Annotated in this window: 22 protein-coding genes; 6 read left to right on the top strand and 16 right to left on the bottom strand. The window is 57.5% G+C overall.

All coding sequences use genetic code 11. From position 1 onward, the window contains the following. Positions 1-154 precede the first annotated feature (154 nt). Both EH31_RS03310 and trhA read left to right on the top strand, forming a co-directional pair. Positions 155-1,555 carry a DEAD/DEAH box helicase gene (locus EH31_RS03310; protein WP_034958061.1) on the top strand — a complete coding sequence of 467 codons (1,401 nt, stop codon included), beginning with the start codon at positions 155-157 and terminating at the stop codon, positions 1,553-1,555. Positions 1,556-1,581: 26 nt separating this feature from the next. Then, positions 1,582-2,214 carry a PAQR family membrane homeostasis protein TrhA gene (trhA, locus tag EH31_RS03305; RefSeq protein ID WP_034958059.1) on the top strand — a complete coding sequence of 211 codons (633 nt, stop codon included), beginning with the start codon at positions 1,582-1,584 and terminating at the stop codon, positions 2,212-2,214. A gap of 15 nt (positions 2,215-2,229) precedes the next feature. Here trhA and EH31_RS03300 read toward each other — a convergent pair whose 3' ends face one another. Together EH31_RS03300 and EH31_RS03295 are read right to left on the bottom strand one after the other, a co-directional pair. Further along, on the bottom strand, positions 2,230-2,748 hold the full coding sequence (locus EH31_RS03300) for a DUF7282 domain-containing protein (protein WP_152553438.1): 519 nt from the start codon (positions 2,746-2,748) through the stop codon (positions 2,230-2,232). A 61-nt stretch (positions 2,749-2,809) separates the two neighbouring features. Next, positions 2,810-5,125, bottom strand: coding sequence for an ATP-dependent helicase (locus EH31_RS03295; protein ID WP_034958055.1), 2,316 nt, complete (start codon positions 5,123-5,125; stop codon positions 2,810-2,812). A gap of 312 nt (positions 5,126-5,437) precedes the next feature. On the opposite strand from EH31_RS03295, the gene EH31_RS16680 reads away from it, so the two are divergent. After that, positions 5,438-5,806 (top strand): hypothetical protein, encoded by a 369-nt coding sequence (locus EH31_RS16680; protein ID WP_051698895.1) that lies wholly within the window; start codon positions 5,438-5,440, stop codon positions 5,804-5,806. Between the two features lie 29 nt (positions 5,807-5,835). Here the strand turns inward: EH31_RS16680 and rsmD are convergent, their stop codons facing one another. From rsmD to EH31_RS03270, 4 genes are all read right to left on the bottom strand, one after another. Then, complete coding sequence (gene rsmD / locus EH31_RS03285) at positions 5,836-6,408, bottom strand: 16S rRNA (guanine(966)-N(2))-methyltransferase RsmD (RefSeq protein ID WP_034958054.1); 573 nt, start codon at positions 6,406-6,408, stop codon at positions 5,836-5,838. Next, on the bottom strand, positions 6,408-7,199 hold the full coding sequence (locus EH31_RS03280; RefSeq protein ID WP_034958053.1) for a pseudouridine synthase: 792 nt from the start codon (positions 7,197-7,199) through the stop codon (positions 6,408-6,410). Before EH31_RS03280 ends, rsmD begins: the two co-directional genes overlap by 1 nt. A gap of 68 nt (positions 7,200-7,267) precedes the next feature. Continuing rightward, entirely contained in the window at positions 7,268-7,939 is a 672-nt protein-coding gene (locus EH31_RS03275) for a DUF6445 family protein (RefSeq protein ID WP_051698894.1), read from the bottom strand. A gap of 16 nt (positions 7,940-7,955) precedes the next feature. Further along, positions 7,956-9,125: an aromatic ring-hydroxylating oxygenase subunit alpha gene (locus EH31_RS03270; RefSeq protein WP_051698893.1), complete on the bottom strand. Its 1,170-nt coding sequence runs from the start codon at positions 9,123-9,125 to the stop codon at positions 7,956-7,958. 73 nt (positions 9,126-9,198) lie between these two features. Between EH31_RS03270 and EH31_RS03265 the strand changes: the two genes are divergently transcribed. Both EH31_RS03265 and EH31_RS03260 read left to right on the top strand, forming a co-directional pair. Beyond that, complete coding sequence (locus tag EH31_RS03265; protein ID WP_034958051.1) at positions 9,199-11,004, top strand: AmpG family muropeptide MFS transporter; 1,806 nt, start codon at positions 9,199-9,201, stop codon at positions 11,002-11,004. Then, complete coding sequence (locus EH31_RS03260; protein WP_034958049.1) at positions 11,001-12,299, top strand: AmpG family muropeptide MFS transporter; 1,299 nt, start codon at positions 11,001-11,003, stop codon at positions 12,297-12,299. Before EH31_RS03265 ends, EH31_RS03260 begins: the two co-directional genes overlap by 4 nt. Before the next feature lie 102 nt (positions 12,300-12,401). Here the strand turns inward: EH31_RS03260 and EH31_RS03255 are convergent, their stop codons facing one another. The 10 genes from EH31_RS03255 to purB form a co-directional block, all read right to left on the bottom strand. Then, complete coding sequence (locus EH31_RS03255; RefSeq protein ID WP_034958045.1) at positions 12,402-13,736, bottom strand: bifunctional folylpolyglutamate synthase/dihydrofolate synthase; 1,335 nt, start codon at positions 13,734-13,736, stop codon at positions 12,402-12,404. A gap of 5 nt (positions 13,737-13,741) precedes the next feature. Further along, entirely contained in the window at positions 13,742-14,596 is an 855-nt protein-coding gene (accD, locus tag EH31_RS03250) for an acetyl-CoA carboxylase, carboxyltransferase subunit beta (RefSeq protein ID WP_034958043.1), read from the bottom strand. Positions 14,597-14,625: 29 nt separating this feature from the next. Further along, the gene (gene trpA, locus EH31_RS03245) at positions 14,626-15,402 is read right to left on the bottom strand and encodes a tryptophan synthase subunit alpha (RefSeq protein WP_034958041.1); all 777 of its coding nucleotides are present in this window, start codon (positions 15,400-15,402) and stop codon (positions 14,626-14,628) included. Next, positions 15,399-15,800 carry a hypothetical protein gene (locus EH31_RS03240; protein ID WP_152553437.1) on the bottom strand — a complete coding sequence of 134 codons (402 nt, stop codon included), beginning with the start codon at positions 15,798-15,800 and terminating at the stop codon, positions 15,399-15,401. Before EH31_RS03240 ends, trpA begins: the two co-directional genes overlap by 4 nt. Then, positions 15,797-17,092, bottom strand: a complete 1,296-nt coding sequence (gene trpB, locus EH31_RS03235) for a tryptophan synthase subunit beta (RefSeq protein WP_241765811.1) — start codon at positions 17,090-17,092, stop codon at positions 15,797-15,799. Before trpB ends, EH31_RS03240 begins: the two co-directional genes overlap by 4 nt. A 46-nt stretch (positions 17,093-17,138) precedes the next feature. Beyond that, the gene (locus EH31_RS03230; RefSeq protein WP_034958039.1) at positions 17,139-17,777 is read right to left on the bottom strand and encodes a phosphoribosylanthranilate isomerase; all 639 of its coding nucleotides are present in this window, start codon (positions 17,775-17,777) and stop codon (positions 17,139-17,141) included. Continuing rightward, positions 17,774-18,112: a hypothetical protein gene (locus EH31_RS17495; protein ID WP_152553435.1), complete on the bottom strand. Its 339-nt coding sequence runs from the start codon at positions 18,110-18,112 to the stop codon at positions 17,774-17,776. The genes EH31_RS03230 and EH31_RS17495 overlap by 4 nt, the downstream gene beginning before the upstream one ends. Further along, positions 18,112-18,798: an orotidine-5'-phosphate decarboxylase gene (gene pyrF, locus EH31_RS03220; protein ID WP_034958037.1), complete on the bottom strand. Its 687-nt coding sequence runs from the start codon at positions 18,796-18,798 to the stop codon at positions 18,112-18,114. The genes EH31_RS17495 and pyrF overlap by 1 nt, the downstream gene beginning before the upstream one ends. Then, positions 18,795-19,151 (bottom strand): DUF1049 domain-containing protein, encoded by a 357-nt coding sequence (locus EH31_RS03215; protein WP_152553434.1) that lies wholly within the window; start codon positions 19,149-19,151, stop codon positions 18,795-18,797. The genes pyrF and EH31_RS03215 overlap by 4 nt, the downstream gene beginning before the upstream one ends. A gap of 78 nt (positions 19,152-19,229) precedes the next feature. After that, positions 19,230-20,555, bottom strand: coding sequence for an adenylosuccinate lyase (purB, locus tag EH31_RS03210; RefSeq protein ID WP_034958036.1), 1,326 nt, complete (start codon positions 20,553-20,555; stop codon positions 19,230-19,232). Between the two features lie 141 nt (positions 20,556-20,696). On the opposite strand from purB, the gene EH31_RS17145 reads away from it, so the two are divergent. Beyond that, complete coding sequence (locus EH31_RS17145; RefSeq protein WP_081853190.1) at positions 20,697-22,922, top strand: FAD-dependent oxidoreductase; 2,226 nt, start codon at positions 20,697-20,699, stop codon at positions 22,920-22,922. Positions 22,923-22,965: the final 43 nt, after the last annotated feature.

The raw sequence follows: 22,965 nt of genomic DNA, 5'->3' as shown, positions 1-22,965 counted from the left end.
AACCGCAATGAGTCACTGGTTGGCGATTTCTTGACTCTCAGCGCCTTTTTGGCCAAGCGGGGGCTTCTTTCACACATGGCGGCCGGCGCTTTCGCCTCTCGCCGTTTGTGCAAGAGCATTTTTCGCTCCAATTTATCCGGACATTCTCGACAACATGACATTTGCCGATCTCGGCCTCTCTCCTGAATTGCTCAAAGCGGTGGAAGAAGCCGGCTACACTGAGCCGACGGCGATCCAAGCCGAAGCAATCCCTTCCATTTTGATGATGAAAGATATCATCGGCATTGCGCAAACAGGAACGGGTAAGACCGCAAGTTTTGTGCTGCCGATGATCGACGTCATGGCCTCTGGTCGTCGCCGCGCATTGATGCCGCGCTCGCTCATTCTGGAGCCGACGCGCGAATTGGCAGCGCAAGTTGCTGAGAACTTTGAAAAATACGGCAAGAACCACGACCTTAAAATGGCGCTTTTGATTGGCGGCGTTCAGATGGGCGATCAGATCAAGGCCTTGAATGACGGCGTGGATGTGTTGATTGCGACGCCGGGCCGGATGATGGACTTGTTTGAGCGCGGCAAAATCCTGCTCTCGGGCTGTGAGCTTCTGGTGATCGACGAAGCGGACCGCATGCTCGACATGGGCTTTATCCCGGATATTGAATTTATCTGTGACAAGCTTCCCGAAACGCGCCAAACGATGCTGTTCTCGGCAACAATGCCGGCTCCGATTGAGAAGCTTGCAAAGAAGTTTCTGAACAACCCGAAGCGGATTGAGACAGCGCGCGCTGCGACAACGAACAAAGATATCACTGCTTTTAAAGTGCCTGTCCCTGCGCGCAAAAAGCGTGAGACTTTGCGCTGGCTGCTACAGAACGACCAGGTTGAAACCGCGATCATCTTTGCCAACCGCAAGACGACTGTGCGCGAACTTAACAAAAGTCTTCAGCAATACGGTTTTGCCTCAAGCGAGATCCACGGCGACATGGACCAAGGGTCGCGTCTTAAAGAACTTGAGCGTTTCAAGTCTGGCGATGTCAACATTCTGGTCGCTTCTGATGTGGCGGCACGCGGGCTCGACATCAAAGGTGTCTCCCACGTCTTTAACTTCGACACGCCGTGGCACCCGGACGATTATGTCCACCGTATCGGCCGCACTGGCCGTGCAGGGGCAAAGGGGCGCGCGTTTACGCTTGTTTCTGATGAAGATGCAGAAGCGATTTCAAACGTCGAAAAACTAACCGGCCATCCGGTTAAAGTCTTCGGCAAGGAAGATGTGCGCGTTGAACTCGCTGATCCTGACGCTAAGCCTGTAAAGGAAGAGCGCGCGGAGCGCCCCAAGAAAGAGCGGGCACCAAAGGCGAAGCGAACAAAATCGGTCGATGAACAATCGGCCGATGATAAGCCGCGGCGTCCAAAACGGGTCCGCGACGAACAAGTAGACGAGAAACCGCGGAAGCCTCGTAAAGCACGCCAACGCGACGAGGACGAAGAGCCCGTCGCACAAGGTGAGTGGAACGGGCCAAAGCCTGGTTTTCTTGATGTCGGGTTTACCGGCTAGGGCACTAGTCCCCAGTCGACATCCTGATGTATCCCAGTAAGAGGTCTGCTGAGCGCAAGGCTGATTTTGTCATCCATGCTTTGAGCCTTGCGTTCATGGTCCCGGTGAGCGGGCTGTTCGTACAATGGGCTTTTGAGCGCGGTGACACGTTCCTTTTGATCGCGGTTCTCGCTTATGCAGCGGCAGCCATGTGTTCAATCGGCATCTCTTTTGCCTATCACCTGCTGCCGCGCCATGATTTGCGCCCGGTACTGCGGCGCTGGGATCATGCTGCGATTTACATTGTGATCGCAGGGACGTTCAGCCCGCTTTTGATCATGGCAAATACGCCCAGTGCAAACCTTATTCTGATCGTGATCTGGGTGTTTGCATTGGTCGGCTCTCTCTTTAAGCTTGCAGCCCGCAATATGGACCCGCGCTGGTCGATCCTATCCTATCTGGGTCTTGGTGCGATGGGCCTTTCTGCCATGCCTGACTTTTGGCAGGAACTTCCTTTCCTCACCACGGCGGCCATAGGCGCAGGCGCATTCTTTTACACCGTCGGAACCTGGTTCTACCGCCAGAAAGAGATGCGCTTTCGCTATCCCATCTGGCACGCATGGGGCACTTTGGGTGGTGTCTCGCTGTGTGCGAGTATTGGGGTGGCGTTGATCGCTTGACCTCGCACGCGGCCTTCAAGGCACCGCAAAAACGTGAGCGATCATACGGTTGCCTTCAAACACGGCGCGGTCTTCGACGTTGATTCCGTCTTCAAGGAAGACGAAATCAAACACCCCGTCATTATTGCTGTCCGAATGAAGCATCACGAGGAACATTGTCCCCGGCTTTGGCGCCGGGTTTAATGTAATCGAGACGTCCTTATTGGTGCCGCTTTTGACAAAGCGATAGCCTGCGACCCAGTCGCCATCGGGCTTGCCATCGATAAACGGGTGTAGGACCAGCCAGCCATCGCCCTCGATGTGCACCTCGCTGAACGTAAGCGTCGCGCCGTCGCCCCGCCTGACTGTGCTATTGCCTGAGGTGATGCGCTGTTCGGTGTAGGTGGCGTCTTGTGAGCGGGTAAGACCGTCCATGACGATCCAGTTATTTTCACCATCGCCCAAAGTAACACCGGGCGCGTCTTGTGCAAAAACCGGCGCGCTGCACACCCCAATCAGTGCCCCTGCCAAACTGATCACAAGTTTCCAACCCATCATCTCTCCCCTCACACCGCCATATATTGCAGACCTTTCACGGCGGGGGAAGGGCAGCGCCCTAGCTCACCACACTGACAAAACTATCAATGACCCGCTTCTCTCCCGCCTCCTCGAATTGAATGGTGAGCTTGTTGCCTTCCTGATCAATCACGCAGCCTAGGCCGAATTTTGCGTGCTCGACCATAGCGCCAATTGCGATGTCTGATCGGGGTTTTGCGGCGAAACTGGCGGCAGAACGCCCCGGTTCAGCGAGGCGTTTTGGCTGGGTGTCATATCCGCCCGAAACCGCGCGCCTCCAGCCCGGACCACGGGTGTCAGCGCGCCCGGGGTTCTGCTGTGCCACGTGGGCAAATGGGTCTTCATTTTCTGACCAATTGGCCCGCCACAGCGATGCACCGCCTGTCATTGTGCTTTCCTGGTCGATGAATTCTTCTGGCAATTCTTCGATGAAACGCGAGGGGATGGAACTGGTCCATTGCCCATAAATTCGCCTGTTGGCCGCGTGCATAATGATGCATTTTCGCCGCGCGCGAGTGATCGCGACGTAAGCCAAGCGCCTCTCTTCCTCAAGTGAGGCAAGGCCCCCTTCGTCAATGGCGCGTTGTGAAGGGAAGACGCCTTCTTCCCATCCGACGCAAAAGACATGGTCGAATTCGAGACCTTTGGCCGCGTGGATCGTCATGATTGTGACGGTTTCCTCGCCATCGTTCCGGTCATTGTCCATGACGAGGCTGACGTGTTCGAGGAAGTCGCCGAGCGTCTCATACTCCTCCATTGCGCGGGCAAGTTCGGAGAGGTTTTCTGCCCGCCCGGCGCTTTCGGCAGAGCGGTCTTTCGCGAGCATGTCGTTATAGCCGCTCTCATCGAGGACGAGGCGAAGTAGGTCAGCAGGCGATGTGACTTCAGCCGCTTCACGCCAAGACAAGAACTGCCGCATAAGCGTGCCGATAGTGTTCGCCGCGCGTTTGGGCAGCTCATCGCTATCGGCCAATTGCAAAGAGGCCGCCGCCAGAGGTAAGTTCACCCTGCGGGCATGAATGTGCATTTTCTCAAGCGTTTTGGAGCCAAGGCCACGTTTGGGCTGATTATAAATCCGCTCAAACGCGAGATCATCTTGAGGCTGTGCAATGACGCGAAGGTAGGCCAGCGCATCACGGATTTCGGCACGCTCGTAAAAGCGAAAACCGCCGATAATCCGGTAGTTAATGCCCACTTGTATGAAGCGGTCTTCAAACTCGCGGGTCTGGTATTGCGCGCGTACCAGAATGGCAACCTGGTCGAGCGGTGCGCCTTCGCGTTCCAACCTCTCGATTTCTTCGGACAATCGGCGCGCTTCTTCGGGGGCGTCCCATACGCCGATGACTTTGACCTTGTCGCCGCCATTGACCTGTGTCCAAAGGGTTTTGTCATGCCGCTCAGAATTGGCGCGGATGAGGCCAGATGCAGCGCCCAGAATTTGCGGGGTCGAGCGATAGTTTTGCTCAAGCCGGACCACATGCGTGCCGGCAAAATCCTTCTCAAACCGCAGGATATTGGCAACTTCTGCCCCGCGCCATGAATAGATCGACTGATCATCATCGCCAACAACGCAGATGTTCTTGTGGCTCTGCGCAAGCAGTCTTAGCCACAGGTATTGAACCGCGTTGGTGTCCTGATACTCGTCCACCATGATGTATTTGAAGCAGCTCTGATACTCGGCCAGCACATCGGTGTGTTTGCGGAAAATATTCAGAATATGCAGCATCAAATCGCCGAAATCGCAGGCATTTAGCGCCTTTAACCGGTCCTGATATGCGCCATACATCTGAGCGCCTTTGCCGTTCGCATAAGCCTCATTCTCTGCCGCATCGAGGTCCGCAGGGTTCAGCCCCCGGTTCTTCCACCGGTCGATACAGCCTGCCAATTGCCGCGCGGGCCAGCGCTTTTCGTCAATCTCGTGCTCTGTGATAATCTGTTTCAGCAAGCGCAGCTGATCATCGGTGTCGATAATGGTGTAATTGCTTTGTAGGCCAGCCAGTTCCGCATGACGCCGCAGCATCTTCGCGCAGATCGAATGGAAGGTCCCAAGCCAGGGGAGGCCTTCTCCCGGTGCGCCCAAATGCGCCGCCACCCGCTCACGCATTTCGCGTGCTGCCTTATTGGTGAAGGTCACGCACAATATCTGACTTGGCCAAGCGCGCCGCGTCGCTACCAAATGCGCCATTCTTGCGGTCAAAGCGGCGGTCTTGCCTGTCCCAGCGCCCGCCAGCATGAGCACAGGCCCTTCGGTCGTCAGCACAGCTTCACGCTGAGGTGCGTTTAGCATTTGCGCATAGGGTGGCACCGAAGAATCAACGGGCACACCGCCGGAAGGATGGGGTAGATTAGGGTTCATCGCACCAGAACAATTAGAGAACAAAATTGCAGGATGCAATGTCGCATATTCGCTCGCGGCGTGCACCCCCGATGGGCACCTATTCCCAAAATCGTCCCCCATAATGGACACAATCGCGGCTCATCGCATTTTGGAAACGTCTTTCGGCAAGCCGGGTTCAAACCGCGATGCACGCAAATGCCGACGGTTCGCATGGCGTCAAAAGCCTGCCATCAAGCGTGTGTCGGAGAAAGCGGGAACAACCAGCGGGGATTCTCGCCCGACAAATCATTGTTCGTCATCGTTTGGGTGTCACCATTAAGGAGTATCCCAATGCGTAAATCCAAATATCAAGTCTCAGGTGTTGCAGCAGCAGCGCTTGGCTTTCTTGCCGCAACGCCCTCCATGGCTTTTGCACCGCAAGACGAAGGGGCGACTGATGCAGGGCCGGCACAGCCATCCGATCCCGATCTGTCGAGCGATCAACAGGCAGAAGTGGACAGTTGGCCGGTCGAACAGCAGACCGCCTATATGGGCTGGCCGGCCGAAACAAAGAGCTACTATTGGTCGCTTGAACCCAGCCAGCAGATGCTTTTCTGGCGTTTGACCGATGAGCAGAAAATTGCGCTCACCGCGATGACTGGGCCAGAACGTGATGCTGCGTGGCAGCAGATCGAGGGCCGGGCGTCTTCCTCACGCTAAGGGAGGGGCTTCTTCAGCCCGGTTCCCCTTCACTCCGGAGCTGAGGCCGAGGCGGGGGCAGGCTCGCGTGTGAAAAGCGTGAGCCTGCCTTTGCCAACTTTGCGAGACGCCTCTAGCGTCAGGCCTTTGATCGCAGGTTCTTCATTGAACGCAGTTTCAAGCGCGATCCATGTCGCATTATTGATCCAGCCAAGGCGATGGAGCCTGTCCAGGGCCACTTCGCCAGCGCCGGTGTGATAGGGCGGGTCGAGGAGCAAGAGATCATAGGGTTCGCGTGCAGCGCGCAAGGTCATAACCGACGTCGCTTCCACAGCGGCGCGGTCTCGCGCATCAAAACTGGCGATATTCGCGCGAATTGTGTCCACTGCGGCGCGGTCTTGTTCAACAAACAGGCAATGCGCAGCGCCCCTTGAAAGCGCTTCCAACCCCAATGCGCCTGACCCCGCAAAAAGATCAGCAACCCGCAAATCTTCAAAACTGCCAAGGCGGCTTGTCAGCATGGAAAACAGTGTTTCGCGTGTGCGATCGGCGGTGGGGCGGGTAGCATCGCCCTTTGGTGACACCAGTTTACGGCCTCTCCAATCCCCTGCAATAATGCGCATCAGTTCTTCCGTCCGCCTTTGAGGCTGCTCACAAAACGATCAAGGTCACCTTTCTTGATGCGCGTAGCCTGGCCGCGGGGGAGGTCTCCCAAGTAGAATGGCCCATAACCCACTCGGATCAATCGGTTCACTTCAAGTCCCAGAAATTCGAGGACCCGTCGAACCTCACGGTTTTTCCCTTCCGTGATGGTGATCTCGATCCAGTGGTTTTTGTGACCTTTTCCGCCAGAGCCTCGGTCGAGGTTCGCATCTATGGAGCCATAACGCATGCCTTCGATCTCAACCCCTTCGCTCAACGCTTCGAGCTGTTCCTGTGTAACTTCACCAAACGCGCGGGCGCGGTAAGTGCGCGGGATACCAGACGAAGGCAGTTCCATCGTGCGTTTAAGCCCGCCATCATTGGTCAGCAGCAACAGCCCCTCGGTGTTAAAATCGAGCCGCCCGATGGGCATCAGGCGCGGTGTGTCCTTGGGAAGGGCATTGGTGAGCGCTGCATAAATCGTTGCGCGTCCGGCGGGATCACGTTCTGCTGTGATAAGGCCGGTTGGCTTGTTAAAGGCGAAAAGCTGCGTTGGTTCAGGCGCTGCAACAGGCTTTCCATCGACGCTCACGCCTTTGAGGCTGGTGAGGAAGGTCGCAGGCGTTTCCACCGGCTTTCCATCCAAAGTGATGCGTTTGTCAGCGATCATACGTTCAATCTCGCGGCGCGAGGCAATTCCTGCGCGGGCGAGCAATTTGGCGATACGGTCGCCTTCGGGGCGGTCGTCTGATTTCTTGGGATTGGTGGGCATAAGCTAGCCGCTAGGCCTTCGCGCGCGGCGCTGCAAGCTCGCTATGCCAACCTGCCATATTTAAGCTCCTAGGCCAAAAGCAGGAAACCGGTAACCGTCAATCGCCCCTCTGCCTGTACATTTTTCAGAGGTGGAGGCGTCATAATATCGCCAGAGTGCAATTGTCGCCCGCGATAGGCGATCAGGCGATCGGGCGCTGCGGCTACGGTGCCAAGCCGATCGTATCGGGGAGTGTTTTTGGTGTGATAGGCGAGGGGCGGGGGCCCATGTTCTGTTTCATCCTCCTGGCGAGCTGCAAAATACTCATCGAGTCGTTCTGGCGTGACAGTTTCAAATCCCGTCCTGCGGTGACGATAGAAAGCCGTGCCGCAATCAGGGGCGGTGTCGAGGTAATGCACAAAGGCGACGACGTTGGATTGTGCCTCGTCAAAGTGGGGAATGCGTTGGTCGGGTGAAAGCTCATCGGGTTGAAGCGTGACGATGCTGAATGCGCAAGATTCAAAGCGGATTTGGCCCGCGCCAAACTCCTTTTTCACTGCCCGCGCGAGGATGGATGACTGCATGCAATGACCAACATAGCTTTTGGGGTCGATGGCAGAGCGTATTCCCGGGTAGCCATTCGCGCGCTCATAGCGTGCGGCTCTGCCTGCGCTGACCAGCCCCGATAAATGACCGGAGAAGTCGTCGATCACGATAACAGGCTCGCGCTCATGGCCGAAGGCTTGTATTTGGTAAGTCATGGGTCGGTTAAGCGGCCTAGCGTTGCAAATGCTCTTGCACAATCGCATCAAATTGCACGATCCCGTTTTCCAAAGTGCCAAGGGTGATCTCACTGACCGCGCCTGTCTCAAGCCCTTGCTGACCAAGCTCTGCTGCGCGGAAGTCTTCGGATGCAAAAACCCCGCCATCAAGCAGCTTCCAACTGCGCTCCCAATGGTCCAGTGCCTTCGGGGTTTTGGGATCTTCGGGGATGAGCATGAAGTCCTCAACCACAGTGTAGTTATGCGCCGTCGGCATCAGCACCATGACATTCACATAGTCGGGGCTGGGGATGATGACGGTTGCGGGAAAGAGCTGATAAGCGAAGGTCACAATTTTGCGCAGCTCAGCCATATTGGCAAAGTCGACGCCTTCCATCTCCTCCATCCGCCCTACGGCAGAGCGCATATGCGGGCCAACGTTGTCACCGCTTGTAATCCCGTCCTTGAAGAAAGGGCCGATGGTGTCAGCGTGGAGCCTTTGGACGTGATAACTTTCCAGAAACGCATCCATGATGAGCTTCCAATTGCCCTTCACCTGATGGGTCTTGCGCCGGAAAAGGTGCAGGTCACGCATTCCAAAAGCATCGAAATCGGCACTGATGGCGTGCGCATCCGTGAAGTCTGCGCCTTGCTCAGGTGAAAACCAGATCAATCCGCCCGTCTCGCATGAAGGTAACTCGAAAAGACCATACTCTCTTTTATCGAGGCCCGGAAACGTCTCTGGCCGGGGTAATGCCAACAGCTTGCCGTCAGTGCTGTAGGTCCAGGCGTGATAAGGGCACACCATCCGTTTGGCGCATTGCACCTCGCCGCCTTCGACAAGGCGCGTTCCCCGGTGGCGGCACACGTTGAGGAAGACGTGCACGGCTCCCTCGCGATCGCGGGTTATAAGCAGCGGACGACCGGTATCATCATGCGGCACCACCATTCCAGTGTCGGGAAGAAGGGCGGATGGAGCAAGCACTTGCGGCAGGCGATCAAACAGCGCGGATTTCTCGCGCGCGAAGTGTTCGGGGCAGGTGTAGCGACTGGCCGGGACCGTCCCGATGGCGTCTATTTCGCGCGGTGTTCCGGTCTTTATGTTATCAGCCAGAGCCAATTGGCCTGCTGTCGGCTTGAGCTGCGCAAATTCTCTGGGCAAATCTTGCGTTGTTGCGGCGTTCATCGCCTTCTCCCTATTCCCCTTGATGAAGTTATGCCTCACACTCGGGCGTAAATCAAAAGGGATAAGCAAAGACGTGACAACAGCCGAAGCTGCACAGCCTGAAAAGCCCACAAAACCCGGCATTCGCGAAGTCCTGCGCGCGCTAAAAAACCGCAAGTCGGCCTTTATGGCGCTGTTTGGGTTTACCAGCGGTCTGCCCTTCGCGCTGTTTCTGGGCACGCTTTATGCATGGCTGTCCGAGGCTGAGGTCGATTTGGAGACGATGGGGGTCTTCTCGCTGATCGGCCTAGCTTACGCTTTCCAGTTCATCTGGTCGCCATTGGTGGACAAGGTGGACATCCCCGGCCTTCGCAAGCTGGGTAAGCGCAAGCAGTGGATTGCGCCGATGCAGCTTACGCTTGGCATTATCCTTGTGACGCTCTCGCTTCTGGAGCCAAAGACACAGCTTGGCTGGTTCTCGCTTCTCGCAGGTATCGGCGCGCTTGCCAGCGCGACGCAGGATATTGCCATCAACGCATGGCGCATTGACGTGGCAGACGAAGAAGCCACGCTAGATATGTTGTCCACCATCTATCAAATGGGCTTCCGGCTCGCATCGCTTTTTGGCGGGGCATTGGGCCTCATTATCGCGGCCCGCATCGGCTGGCCTGAAACCTATATGATCTTTGGTGCGAGTGTTCTCGCCGTCGGAATTGCAGGGCTTTTTGCGCCCGATAATGACCGTGACAGGGCCACTCCCATCACAAGCGAAGCTGAAATCGAAGAGCTTTATGCAGTGGGCGAAGTGCGCCCGGAAGTGCGCCGTCACTACCTTTGGGTGGTTGTTGGCTTGTGGGTGTGGGCGCTGACGATCCTCGGCATTTTCATGGTTCGTGCGCTTGGTGGTTATGTGCCGATGATGGGCGTGCTCGACCTCGGAACCTTCGCGCTCGATCCCAATTGGCTCCTTGGGATGTTCCCCTTGAATGAAAGCGGGCGGCCTGATCCGACCGAATTCACCGCCAAGATGGGCCCTCTGATTATTGCTGCAACTATCGTTATCCCGGCCAGCATTGCAGGCGTTCTCCACCGTCGCAAAGCAAACGGTGACGACGTGATTACAGCAAACGACAGCACCGTTAGAGCTTCGAGTGCAGTCGACCACCTCTACCGCGCCTTGCTTGCGCCATTGGTGGAGTTTGTCGGGCGAATTGGCTGGCCGCTGATCCTGATCCTGGCGCTCGTCCTCACATATCGGATTTGCGATGCGATCTGGGGAACCTTTGCCTATCCGTTTTATCTGGGAGAGCTTGGCTACACCAATGATGAGGTCGCCTTTGCGTCCAAATTCTTTGGCATTGGCGCGATTATCGCAGGCCTTGCGCTGGGCGGCTATATGCTGACCGTGCTCGGACGGATGTTGACGCTGACCTTGGGCGCGCTTCTCGCAGCGCTCACCAATTTGCTCTACGCCGACATGGCCGTGGGCGGTGCGAATATGCAGGCGGCAAGCGACATGATCGGCTTTACATGGCTTATCAGCACCTTTGCGCCGTTTGGCTCGGACGCACTTCCGCGTCTTACCTTCACGATCATGTTCGAGAACCTTGCGATTGGTATTGCGGGAGCGGCCTATATCGCGTGGCTGTCCTCGATTGTGTCGAAGAAATATGCGGCTGTGCAGTATGCGCTGCTGTCATCGCTCACGCTTCTCGTGGGCACGCTCGGGCGCGGGGCACTGGGCGAGATGATCGAGAACCAGGGATATTTCGATGTCTTCGTGCTTACCACGCTGATCGGGCTTGTTGCGGTGGTGCTGTGTTTGGCCGAATGGTATCGCCAGTCGGTCATGGGCACCGACGATGTAGGGCCTGAGCCAAAGGTTGAAGCTGCGCAGTGAGCTTTCCCACCCGAGGGGTTTGGGGAGCGGTAGCGCCCTACCTCGAGAAAGAGGCTTTGGCCGCCTTCTTCGTCGGGGTTTCATCAGGCTTTCCCTACGCGATGATCGGCGCAACGCTGACCACGCGGCTTGCGCAAGACGGGATCGACAAGGCAACCGTCACCGCTTTCACGCTCGCCTTCCTCGTCTACAATCTCAAAGTGTTCTGGGCTTGGGTGGTGGATGGCGTGCGCTTGCCGGTCATTGGCCGCATGGGGCAGCGCGTTTCGTGGATGCTGCTGTCCGGCATTTTGGTGATTGCAAGCGTCGTGAACCTCGCGCTGATTGACCCGCAGAGCAGCCTCACGGCAACCATCATCGCCGCCGTTTTAGTGGGCATAGCGGGCGCCACTTTCGACATTGTGATCGACGCCTACCGGATCGAGACTTTGCGCCCTGATCAACTCGGCACAGGGTCCGGCATGAGCCAATATGGCTGGCGTATCGGAGCCGCCGGAGCAGGGGCGCTCGCACTGGTTGTGGCGGCGCGGTACGGCTGGTCAGCGGGCTATCTCGCCTGCGCCGCCTTTGCTCTTCCCGCCATGCTGACCGCGCTCATCATGGGAGAACCCGCAAGGCGCACCGTCACCATCGCCAAGAAGGGTGTTGCCGATGTGTGGCAATCCATCGCGGGGCCATTCCGAGAGTTTCTGGGGAGGCACGGGGCGTGGTTGGTGCTCGCCTTTATCCTTGTTCACAAGATCGGCGATACACTCGCCAATCTCACCTTCCGTCTGTTGTTTGATGATCTCGGTTTTACCAATGACGAGATCGCGCTTTACGATGTGGGGCTGGGGTTTTGGGCTTACATGATCGGAATATTCCTCGGCGGGATATTGTACACGAAATTGGGCCTTAAACGCTCGGTGATGATCGCACTGATCTTGATGGCAGTGTCGAATGTCAGCTTTGCAGGGCTGGCCGTGGTCGGGCACTCCAACTGGGCAATGGCAGGAGCAATCGGGTTTGAAAACTTCGCCAGCGGATATGGCGGCGTGGTGGTGGTCGCCTATTTCTCAGCGCTCTGCGACCTGCGTTTTACGGCTGCGCAATACGCTCTGATCTCCGCAGGCGCGAGCGTTGTGGGGCGTTTGCTCACAGGCACCACGGCGGGCGGATTGATCGAGGGTATTGGCTACGTGAACTTCTACCTGCTCACCACGCTGCTGGCGCTGCCGGGGATAGCTCTGTTCTGGTGGATGATGCGCACCGGATTGGTCGATGAGGCAATGGGGAGTGCTGGTAGGGAAAACTAACTCCCCGTTCGTGCTGAGCCGGTGGCCTTTGGCCGTCTTCGACTCCGAAGCACAGCCACCCTTGCGAGCGTCCTTCGACAAGCTCAGGGCGAGCGGAGTTTCCTAGTCCGGGATCTCATCATTCAACCGCAAAGCTTCACCCGCAAGGTAGAGCGAGCCTGCGATAAGGATGGGGAAGCCGTCCGAAGGGACATTTAAAAGCGCATCCTCAAGGTCTTCTCGCGCCACCGCGTCCTCGCCAAAGGCGTGTGCGGGATGACAATCGTGATCGGGCACCGGAACCACCTGAAGCGTGCGCACCCGGTCGCCCAGAGGATCGAGCAGCGCCCACGGGTTTTTGTTATCGAGCATTCCAATAACAAGGTGGAGCGGCCCAACTATGGCCTCGGCAATTGCCTCGCCTGCGCTTGGATTGTGGCCACCGTCGAGCCAGACCTTCTCGTCCGAGACAAGCACGGTCAGCGGTCCTTTTGACAAGAGTTGCATCCGGGCAGGCCAACGGGCTTTTCGCAGGCCCAATGCGAATGCGGCCTCGCCTACCCGCACGTTCGTTTGCGATCGGATCATGGCTATTGCTAGCCCAGCATTGAAGATCTGATGTTCGCCGGGGATCGCTGGAGCCGGCAGAAAGAGTTCGTCGTGGATGCTTTCGCGGTAAAACAGCTCAGCATTCATGTCATCGCAGTGCCAGGATTCACCACAATTAGCGTCACCGAGTGGGAAGTGGTGAGCTCCACTCCTCTTCGATGCCTTCTCAATTTCACGTTCGGCCTCCTGTGGATAATGGTAGCCCATCGTCACCAATGGAACACCCCTCTTCGCAATCCCTGCCTTCTCAAACGCGATCCGTGCCATCGGCTCTTCCGGCACACCTTCCTCGGGCGCGAGCAAGAACCGCTCGTGATCAATGCCAAGCGCCGCAATCCCGCAGGCGGCAAGCGCTTCGGGTTCCAGCACATTGGTCGCATCAAAGCGCCCACCTAGGCCCACTTCGACCACGCAGGCATCGGCTGGCGTGCGGCTGAAGGCTAGGAAGGCGCTCGCGATGGTGACTTCGAAGAAACTGGGCGCAAGGTCCTCGCCCCCCTGTTCACTGGCATCCAGCACCTCTTCGAGAAGCTCCGCCAGCGGCCCATCTTCGATCAGCTTTCCTGCGACCCTGATCCGCTCATTGTAGCGCACCAGATGCGGCGAGGTGGTAACGTGGACGCGCTTGCCATCGGCCTCGAGCATGGCGCGCAGAAACGCGCAGACCGAGCCTTTGCCATTGGTGCCAGCGACGTGGAACACCGGTGGAAGTTTACGGTGCGGATTGCCGAGGCGCTCCATCAGAGCGCGTATCGTCTCCAGCCCCAAGCGCCCTTGCGGCACGCTAAGCGCACCTAGACGGTCGAGTTGCGCCTGGACGCGCGGGTCATCCGAGCGGCCAAAATCCATGGTTCTTAGGCAGCTTCATCTGCCGGCTGAAGGAAGTCGAGGACAGTTGCGAGGCGCTCTTTGAGCTCGCTACGCGGCACAACCATATCGACCATGCCGTGCTTGTGCAGATATTCTGCGCGCTGGAAGCCTTCGGGCAATTGCTCGCGGATGGTGTCTTGAATAACCCGCTGGCCAGCAAAGCCGATCAGCGCTCCGGGCTCTGCGATATGGATATCGCCGAGCATCGCATAGCTTGCGGTAACGCCGCCTGTGGTGGGGTCGGTGAGGACGACGATGTAAGGCAGGCCAGCCGCCTTCAAACGCCGCGTCATAACGGTCGCGCGCGGCATTTGCATGAGGCTGAGAATGCCTTCTTGCATCCGCGCGCCGCCTGCCGCTGTCACCACGACGAAGGCGCATTTGCGGTCCAAAGCCTTTTGCGCAGCCTGACAAAACGCTTCGCCCACGGCCATGCCCATAGAGCCGCCCATGAAGCTAAAATCCTGCACGCCGACAACCGCAGGCTGTCTGTTGATTGCGCCTGAGCCGGTTACGAACGCATCGGCATGGGGGCTTTTGGCGCGCGCGGCTTTCAACCGGTCGGTGTATTTCTTGGAATCTTTGAATTTGAGCGGGTCTTCGGTCACCGTCGGCACGGGGAGAAGCTCAAAACCCTCATCCAAAAGCAGCGCAAGGCGCGCGTCGGCATTGATCCGCCCGTGGTGCCCGCACTTGGGGCACACGCTGAGGTTCTGCTCATATTCCTGAACGAACAGCATTTCCTGACAATTGGAACATTTGATCCAAAGGTCTTTTTCAGTGCTCGATTTCTCTGTGCCAAAGCCCAGAGAATTGCGGACGCGGTTTAACCAGCTCATTTCTTATGATCCCTTAAGCGCCTCGGCCTTTACACCGCTTTGATGGCGTCAACCATGGCAGCGGTCAGCTCTTTTAGCTTTGCCGGAGCCTTTGCGCCATGTTCGCCTACCAAGTCAACAAAGGCGGACCCTACGACAACCCCGTCTGCATGCTTGGCAATTGCCGCAGCTTGCGCAGGTTCGCGCACGCCAAAGCCGACCGCGACCGGAAGGTCGGTGGCCGCTTTGAGTGCTGCGACAGCCTCTTCGATGGAGCCTGCCGCGGCCTGTTGCAAACCCGTGACCCCGGCGACGGAGACGTAATAGAGAAAGCCGCTCGACCCTTCGAGCACTTGGGGAAGGCGCTTTGCATCGGTGGTCGGGGTGGCAAGGCGGATGGGGGAAATGCCCTCAGCGCGAAGTGCCGGACCAAGCGCATCGTCTTCCTCGGGCGGAATATCAACGCAGATAACGCCGTCGACACCGGAATTCTTGGCCGCTTCGGCAAACCATTCCGGACCCCGGCGGATCATCGGGTTGGCATAGCCCATAAGGACCAGCGGCACATCGGGGTGACGTGTCCGGAAATCATAGGCGATTTGCAGCACATCGGCGGTGGTGGTGCCTGCGCCCAGCGAGCGCAAATTCGCTGCCTGGATCGCAGGGCCATCGGCCATCGGATCGGTGAACGGCATTCCCAGCTCAATCACATCAGCGCCGCCTTCGACGAGCGCATCGAGATTTGCAGCGGTATCGCCATCGCCAGCGGTGATGAAGGCAACGAAAGCGGCGTGGGGTTTGGAAAAGGCGTTTTGGAGGCGGGTCATGAAGTTGGATTCCGATAGGCCGAAAGATAGATCGCTGGCCCAATTGCCAAGACAGGGAAGATAATCAGCATTGAACCGAGATCGAACAGACTTTCACTTTTGGCGGCAGCTAAAAGTGCAATTGCACCAACCATTGCCAACGACAGCACTGTCAAATATTCGACTGCCTTTAGAGGTCGGATCAAAAAGTCGACCTGCTTACCCTTCGAAATGGGATCAGCAACACGACGCCTGTTTGTAACTGCTGTGATGACTAGGGCGATCAAAGCGATGTATAGCCCGATGCCAAAGTGCAATGCTGGATGAGCGTTCGCCATCGCACTTTGTGAACGAATAAAGGTGCCAAGAATAAGGGCTACGATGCAGATACCCGCTAGAAGCCTTAGATCCTGCCTCACATCTCCACCCCAAGCTTTTCAGCCACGGTGAAAATGTCTTTATCGCCCCGGCCGCATAGGTTCATGCAGATGATCTCGTCCTCGCGCATTTGCGGTGCGCGTTTGGCGACGGCGGCAAGCGCGTGGCTGGGTTCCAGCGCAGGGATAATCCCCTCGGTGCGGCAGAGCAGTTGGAAGCCCTCAAGCGCCTCATCATCGGTGACGGCGGTGTATTCGACGCGGCCTGTGTCTTTGAGCCATGCGTGCTCGGGGCCGATGCCGGGGTAGTCTAACCCAGCAGAAATCGAGTGGCCTTCGGTGATCTGACCGTCTTCGTCTTGCAAAAGGTACGTCTTGTTGCCGTGGAGCACTCCAGGTGCGCCTCCAAGCAGGCTTGCCGCGTGTTCGTCGCCATCAAGCCCATGGCCTGCGGCTTCCACGCCGAGCATTTTGACTTCCGGGTCGTCCAGAAACGGGTGGAACAGGCCCAGCGCATTCGAACCCCCGCCAATGCAAGCGATCAGCAGGTCAGGCAGGCGGCCAGTCCGGCTAAGCAATTGGGCGCGCGCTTCGGTGCCGATCACGCTTTGGAAATTGCGGACCATTTCGGGGTAGGGGTGAGGCCCTGCGGCGGTGCCGATGATGTAGAAGGTGTCGTGCACATTGGCGACCCAATCGCGAAGCCCCTCGTTCATTGCGTCCTTGAGCGTCGCGCCGCCGCTGGTGACGGGAATGACCTGCGCGCCGAGCAATTTCATGCGGAAGACATTGGGCGATTGGCGCGCCACGTCCTCTGCGCCCATGTAGATTACGCAAGGCAGGCCAAAGCGCGCGCACACGGTGGCGGTGGCAACGCCGTGCTGCCCAGCGCCGGTTTCCGCGATAATGCGGGTCTTGCCCATGCGGATCGCAAGCAGGATTTGCCCAATGCAATTGTTGATCTTGTGCGCGCCGGTGTGATTGAGCTCATCGCGCTTGAACCACACTTGCGCGCCCATGCCCGGCTCAGCATCTTTGCGCAGTTCCTCGGTCAGACGCTCGGCATAATACATCGGGGAGGGGCGCCCGACGTAATGCTCCATCAGACCGTCAAACTCGGCCTGAAACGCGGGGTCTTGCTGCGCGGCGCGATATTCGCGCTCCAGTTCGAGGATCAGCGGCATCAGCGTTTCAGCGACATAGCGCCCGCCAAAATCGCCAAAATGCCCGCGCTCATCGGGTTGGTTTCTGAAAGTGTTGGGCAAGTCGTTCAAAACAAAAATCCGTTCGGGCTGAGCGTGTCGAAGCCTTGTCTCGGCCTCCAACCCAGCCATTTTGTCTGCGCGCGCCCTTCGAAAAGCTTGGGGCGAACGAGGGTGGTTAGGGGTTTAACGCCGCTTTACAGAACGCGGCAATCTTGTCCATGTCCTTGATGCCGGGCGCGCTCTCGACGCCTGAAGCGGTGTCCACTAGAGTGGCGCCAGTCGACCGGATTGCGTCTGCGACATTGTCTGGGTTAAGCCCACCTGCAAGCCCCCATGGGACAGCCCCATCGTAGCCTTCAAGCAGGCTCCAATCGAAACCAAGACCCATGCCGCCAGGTAGCGCCGCGCCGTTGGGTGTCTTGGTGTCGAACAGCAGAAAATCGGCATTGGCGAAATCGTTGGCCCGTGCAACGTCCTCGACCGTCTCCACGCTTAGCACCTTCCAAACAGGCAGACCAAAACGCGACCTTATCGCTTCGAGTTGGAGCGGATCTTCCTTGCCGTGCAGTTGGATCGCATCGAGCTGCCCTGCAGCAACGCTCTCTTCGAGAAATTCGTCATCCGGGTTCACAAACACGCCAACTTTCAAGAGCTTTGCAGGTGTGTTTTGCGAAAGCTTCTCGGCTTGATGCGTGGAGACGAAGCGTGGTGAAGGCGGGTAGAAGTTAAACCCGATATGCGTGGCGCCAGCGTCCGCACAGGCCGCAGTGGTCTCAGGCGTGGAAAGCCCGCAAATCTTGATCTGGACGCTCATGATGAGGTTCTATTTTCGAAGATCATTCCAAAGGCGAGGCCGATAAACCAAAATCCAAGCCAAAAAGGCGTCACACCGACCAGAAATATGAGTGCCGCTTCAAAGACTGTTACACTTTCAATGCCAGCCTGGTTCCATTGATGAGCCGGACCAAGGACGATTGAAGTCAATAGGACGAGCCCGATGAGAACCAAGGGCAGCGCCAATGTCGCGGCGGTGTATAAATGCAATTGTGTCGGTCGCAGTCGGTCCTTGACGCAGTATCTCAGATTGCCGCTAAGAAAAGCAAGGAGGGAGAACGCACAAACAACGGCAAAATACAAAGCGTCACCCACTAAAGCGTCGCCTCGATCGCCCGTGCAGCGGCCTCTGGATCATCAGCGCGGCTGATCGGGCGGCCTATGACAAGCACACTTGCACCATCATCGCGGGCCTTGCGCGGGGTGACGACGCGTTTTTGGTCGGCCCCGAACGTTTTGGCTCCGGTGCCAGCGGGGCGAAGGCCGGGGACGACGAAATAGCCGTCTTTCCATTGCTTGCGCACTTTACCCACTTCTCGGCCAGAACACACAATGCCATCGAGGCCTGATGCATGGGCGAGCTCCGCCAAACGCATCACCTGATCTTCAGCGCTTCCGTCAACGCCTGTGGCGGCAAGGTCGGATGCGTCCATGCTGGTCAGCGTCGTGACCGCGACCACCTTGCAGCCTTCAGCAGCAGCTGCTTTCGCATCCTCCATCATCGCGCGGCCACCGCTTGCATGGATGGTGACGATTTTCGGTTCATAGACGTGGATCGCCATCATCGCGGATGCGACGGTGTTGGGGATGTCGTGGAATTTCAGATCAAGGAAGATCGGCAGACCCATGTGCGCGATTTCGTGGACGCCGTGGCCACCATGCGCGCAAAAGAACTCAAGGCCAAGCTTCACTCCGCCAATATGCGCTTTCACCTTTTCAATCAGAGCTTTGGCAGGGTCAATTTGTGGGACATCGAGCGCCAAAAATACGGGGTTGCTCATGCTGGCTTCTCTTCGACCAAGTTAAGATTGTCCCCAGACTTATCCTGCGGTTCTTCAACGGGCTTATCCACAGGGTCCGCTGACGGATTGTCGCGCGCCCGGGCAAGGGCTGCGGATTTGATTGAGTTCTCAAGGCTGCGAATGCGGCGATCAAGGCCCCATTTGACGCTGCGATGGTAAAGCCACATCGGCACAATGCCGAGCACAAAGGCGAGGATGACGAGCGCTGGCACTTTGGTTTCGACCAAAAGGCCGTCCCACAAGGTCACTTCAACCGGGGTCCAGTTGAGGAACGAAAACAGCATGATCGCACATGCGAGCATGACCCACAAAATGGTGCGTACTATTTGCATGGGTATGTAGGTTCCCTCTTCATCGCCGCGAAAGCCTCAAGCCTAGGACTTTTGGCGCTCAAGTCCAGCGCGGCGGTATCAGCCGAACACGCGGTTGAAGATCGTATCAACATGCTTGAAGTGATATTCCAGGTCGAATTTCTCTTCGAGTTGTTCATGTGAAAGCGCAGCGGTGACTTCCTCATCGCCCTTCAGCAGATCGAGAAGCATCAATTTGCCGCCCGATTCCCACACCTTCATCGCATTGCGCTGAACGAGGCGGTAGGCGTCCTCGCGGCTGACGCCTGCTTGGGTGAGTGCCAGCAGAACGCGCTGAGAGTGCACAAGGCCGCCCATCGAATCCATGTTGGACATCATGCGCTCAGGATAGATCAGCAGCTTTTCGACAACGCTCGTGAGGCGCGCGAGAGCAAAATCCAAGGTAATCGTCGCGTCCGGGCCAATGAAACGCTCCACCGAAGAGTGGGAAATATCGCGTTCATGCCACAGAGCCACATTCTCCAATGCAGGCAGGGCATAGGCGCGGATCATGCGAGCCTGACCGGTGAGGTTTTCGGTGAGGATCGGGTTGCGCTTATGCGGCATTGCCGATGAGCCTTTTTGGCCCTTGGAGAAGAATTCTTCTGCCTCCAGCACTTCGGTACGCTGCAAATGGCGCACTTCAACGGCCAGACGCTCAATTGAGCCAGCGATAACGGCGAGAGTTGCAAAATACATCGCGTGGCGATCGCGCGGGATCACTTGGGTGCTGACAGGCTCAACGGTCAGGCCAAGTTTTTCAGCGACATAGGCCTCAACCTCGGGGTCAATATTGGCAAAAGTGCCCACCGCGCCTGACACCGCACAGGTCGCGATTTCTGCGCGAGCGGCGATCAAACGCGTTTTGCAACGATCAAACTCGGCATAGGCTTGTGCAAGCTTCAGGCCGAACGTCACGGGCTCTGCGTGAATGCCGTGGCTGCGCCCGATAGTTGGGGTGAACTTGTGTTCCTCAGCGCGGGTTTTGATTGCGGCCAGAAGCGCATCGAGATCTCCCAGAAGCAGATCGGTCGCCTTCGTCAATTGCACCGCCAGCGTCGTGTCGAGCACGTCTGAACTCGTCATGCCTTGGTGCATAAACCGCGCTTCACCGGTGTAGCCTGCCGCGTCCACCTGTTCTGCAACCCATGTGAGGAAGGCGATCACATCGTGTTTGGTCACCGCTTCGATTGCGTCGATGGCTTCGACATCAATCTTGGGGTTCGTTGCCCACCAGTCCCACAGCGCTTTACCAGCGCTTTTCGGCACAACGCCCAATTCGCCAAGCTTCTGCGTCGCGTGGGCTTCGATCTCGAACCAGATGCGGAACTTGGCTTCCGGCTCCCAAAGAGCGGTCATTGCGGGGCGGGCGTAACGGGGGACCATGTCAGGCGTCCTTCGTGTGGAAAAAAGCGATGTGGGCGCGGCTATGCGGCCACGCTCGCATTGGCAAGAGCCAATACGGCGCTATCAACTGTAACCGAAAGGGGGTGCCGGTACGAATGGGCAAGGCAGGAGGACATTTCAATGACAAGCGACCCGGCTAGCCCGCCCGGTGCATTTGCTGCACCTGCGCCCCTGCAAGAAGAGCGCTACCCACCGTTTCTTCGGGTCACACTGAGGCGGTGGACCAAGTGGTATCTTGAAGGAACAGAGACATTCTGGCCCTTCAGCGATCTTGCGGTCCGCTTTTTCATTGCGATGTGGTTCTTGCGTTCCGGGCTTGTGAAGGCGGCCGATTGGGACACTGCGCTGCTACTGGCGACACAGGAATATCCGGTCACTTGGATGAGCCCGGCAAATGCTGCGATGACAGGGGTCGCGATTGAGCTTATCGGGTCGGTCCTATTGATTGCAGGGCTATTTACCCGGCCAGCGGCGCTTGCCATGGCGGCTCTTACGATCGTGAGCCAAGCGGTCTACATCCCGACCACGACCAATCTCATCGTGAGCGCGATGCTGATCTGGTATACGTTCCAAGGGGCGGGTGCCTTCTCGTTAGACCGGGTTTTATCCTCAGGTCTCAAATCTTCAGCGGTTCCATTGGCTCGGCCCGCGATTGTGGCAGGCGAATTTTCGCGCGAACACTTAGCGCCCATCATTATGGCGATCCTTCGCATTTGGATGGGCGTCAGTCTTCTAACCTATGCCGATGTAATAGAGCCGCCGATTGCCGTGATGACATGGTTGCCGGTGACGATTTTTGCAGGGTTCCCCGATTGGCTAGCGCTGGTAACAGCTGCGTTCTTCTTCACTGGATTTGGCGCGGTCATCGTTTCTTATGGTCTGTTCTTCCTGATCGCTGCTTTCATGATTGCAGGGGCGCATCCTCATGTGACGCTGTTCCCGTTTCTCTACCTTGCCATTTACGAATCCAAAGGCGCAGGAACCTTCTCCGCTGATCGCGGCATTCTTGCATGGCTTGAAAAGAACATTTTGTTCGACCGCGATTATTCGGAAATTCCGGACCGCTGGCCCCATGTGGTTGTGGTTGGCGCAGGGTTTGGCGGGCTCGCAGCCGTTGAGCGGTTAAAGCGCCTGCCAGTGCGCATCACTTTAATCGACAAGCGCAATTACCACCTGTTTCAGCCGCTATTGTATCAAATCGCGACCGCCACACTGAACCCTGCCGATATTGCGGCCCCAATCCGCTCCTTATTCAGAGGCGATGGGAATGTTCGCGTCCTCAAAGGCGAAGTGACCGGGATCGACACAAAAGCTGGCACGCTCACTTATGGCACCAAGCACAATGAAGAAGGCGCTGATCTTTCCTACGACCGCTTGGTGCTCGCAACTGGTGCCACGCACAGCTATTTTGGGCGCGACGAATGGGGCGCATTTGCGCCGGGCCTGAAAACCATCGAAGACGGCGTCGAAGTGCGCGCATCTATCCTGAATGCTTTTGAAGAAGCGGAGGCGTCCGGCGATGAAGAGCGGATCAAGCGCCTTCTCACCTTTGTAATTGTCGGCGCAGGCCCCACAGGCGTTGAGCTTGCCGGTGCTATTGCTGAACTTGCCAAAGTCAGTGTGGAGCGCGAGTTTCGGACAATTGATCCTGCATCTGCGCGGGTCATTCTGGTGCAATCAGGTGACCGTATTCTCCCCGCTTTTCCAGAAAGCCTATCGAAACAGGCGGCCCAGTCTCTCGAAAACCTCGGGGTGGAGATCCGTACCGGTGGCCGCGTGACTGAGATCGCTGAACGCCACGTGCGCATTGGCGAAGACACCATTATCGAGACCGAGACTGTGCTGTGGGCCGCAGGCGTTGCTGCATCGCCTGCGGCCAAGTGGCTGAGTGCAAAGTCGGACCGGGCAGGGCGCGCGCAGGTCAATGACCATATGCGCGTCATCGGAGAAGACGACGAAGCCTTCGCCAACGTCTTTGCCATTGGCGACACCGCAGGCAGCACCGCTTGGGAGGGAAAGCCCGTTCCCGGCCTTGCGCCAGCGGCCAAGCAGGCGGGCGTTTATGTCAGCCGCGTGATCGAGGCAGAATTGCTTGGCAAACCATGCCCCGGCGCCTTTGCCTACAAACATCAGGGAAGCCTTGCGACAATCGGGCGCAAATCAGCAGTTGCAGATTTTGGCCGGTTCAAGATGTCTGGCACGCTCGCATGGTGGCTTTGGGGCCTGGTGCACGTTGGCTTTCTCACCGGCGCGCGCAATCGCGTGACAGTTGTTGTAAACTGGGTGTGGAGCTTTTTTGCAAAGCATTCGGGTGTGCGCCTGATTACCGGAAAACACGGTTCTTAAGCTCTTTTGCAAATAGTCATGCAAAATCGGTGATGCCCGGCAA

This window comes from Erythrobacter longus, from assembly GCF_000715015.1.
GTDB lineage: Bacteria > Pseudomonadota > Alphaproteobacteria > Sphingomonadales > Sphingomonadaceae > Erythrobacter > Erythrobacter longus.
The sequence above is the reverse complement of the archived record's forward strand: the minus strand, read 5'-3'. Positions and strand labels throughout refer to the sequence as shown.

Excerpts from the sequence above, each read along its gene's own strand:
- EH31_RS03310 (WP_034958061.1), top strand. The coding sequence starts at position 155 with ATGACATTTGCCGATCTCGGCCTCTCTCCTGAATTGCTCAAAGCGGTG.
- trhA (WP_034958059.1), top strand. The coding sequence starts at position 1,582 with ATGTATCCCAGTAAGAGGTCTGCTGAGCGCAAGGCTGATTTTGTCATC.
- EH31_RS03300 (WP_152553438.1), bottom strand. The coding sequence starts at position 2,748 with ATGGGTTGGAAACTTGTGATCAGTTTGGCAGGGGCACTGATTGGGGTG.
- EH31_RS03295 (WP_034958055.1), bottom strand. The coding sequence starts at position 5,125 with ATGAACCCTAATCTACCCCATCCTTCCGGCGGTGTGCCCGTTGATTCT.
- EH31_RS16680 (WP_051698895.1), top strand. The coding sequence starts at position 5,438 with ATGCGTAAATCCAAATATCAAGTCTCAGGTGTTGCAGCAGCAGCGCTT.
- rsmD (WP_034958054.1), bottom strand. The coding sequence starts at position 6,408 with ATGCGCATTATTGCAGGGGATTGGAGAGGCCGTAAACTGGTGTCACCA.
- EH31_RS03280 (WP_034958053.1), bottom strand. The coding sequence starts at position 7,199 with ATGCCCACCAATCCCAAGAAATCAGACGACCGCCCCGAAGGCGACCGT.
- EH31_RS03275 (WP_051698894.1), bottom strand. The coding sequence starts at position 7,939 with ATGACTTACCAAATACAAGCCTTCGGCCATGAGCGCGAGCCTGTTATC.
- EH31_RS03270 (WP_051698893.1), bottom strand. The coding sequence starts at position 9,125 with ATGAACGCCGCAACAACGCAAGATTTGCCCAGAGAATTTGCGCAGCTC.
- EH31_RS03255 (WP_034958045.1), bottom strand. The coding sequence starts at position 13,736 with ATGGATTTTGGCCGCTCGGATGACCCGCGCGTCCAGGCGCAACTCGAC.
- accD (WP_034958043.1), bottom strand. The coding sequence starts at position 14,596 with ATGAGCTGGTTAAACCGCGTCCGCAATTCTCTGGGCTTTGGCACAGAG.
- trpA (WP_034958041.1), bottom strand. The coding sequence starts at position 15,402 with ATGACCCGCCTCCAAAACGCCTTTTCCAAACCCCACGCCGCTTTCGTT.
- trpB (WP_241765811.1), bottom strand. The coding sequence starts at position 17,092 with ATGGCTGGGTTGGAGGCCGAGACAAGGCTTCGACACGCTCAGCCCGAA.
- EH31_RS03230 (WP_034958039.1), bottom strand. The coding sequence starts at position 17,777 with ATGAGCGTCCAGATCAAGATTTGCGGGCTTTCCACGCCTGAGACCACT.
- pyrF (WP_034958037.1), bottom strand. The coding sequence starts at position 18,798 with ATGAGCAACCCCGTATTTTTGGCGCTCGATGTCCCACAAATTGACCCT.
- EH31_RS03215 (WP_152553434.1), bottom strand. The coding sequence starts at position 19,151 with ATGCAAATAGTACGCACCATTTTGTGGGTCATGCTCGCATGTGCGATC.
- purB (WP_034958036.1), bottom strand. The coding sequence starts at position 20,555 with ATGGTCCCCCGTTACGCCCGCCCCGCAATGACCGCTCTTTGGGAGCCG.
- EH31_RS17145 (WP_081853190.1), top strand. The coding sequence starts at position 20,697 with ATGACAAGCGACCCGGCTAGCCCGCCCGGTGCATTTGCTGCACCTGCG.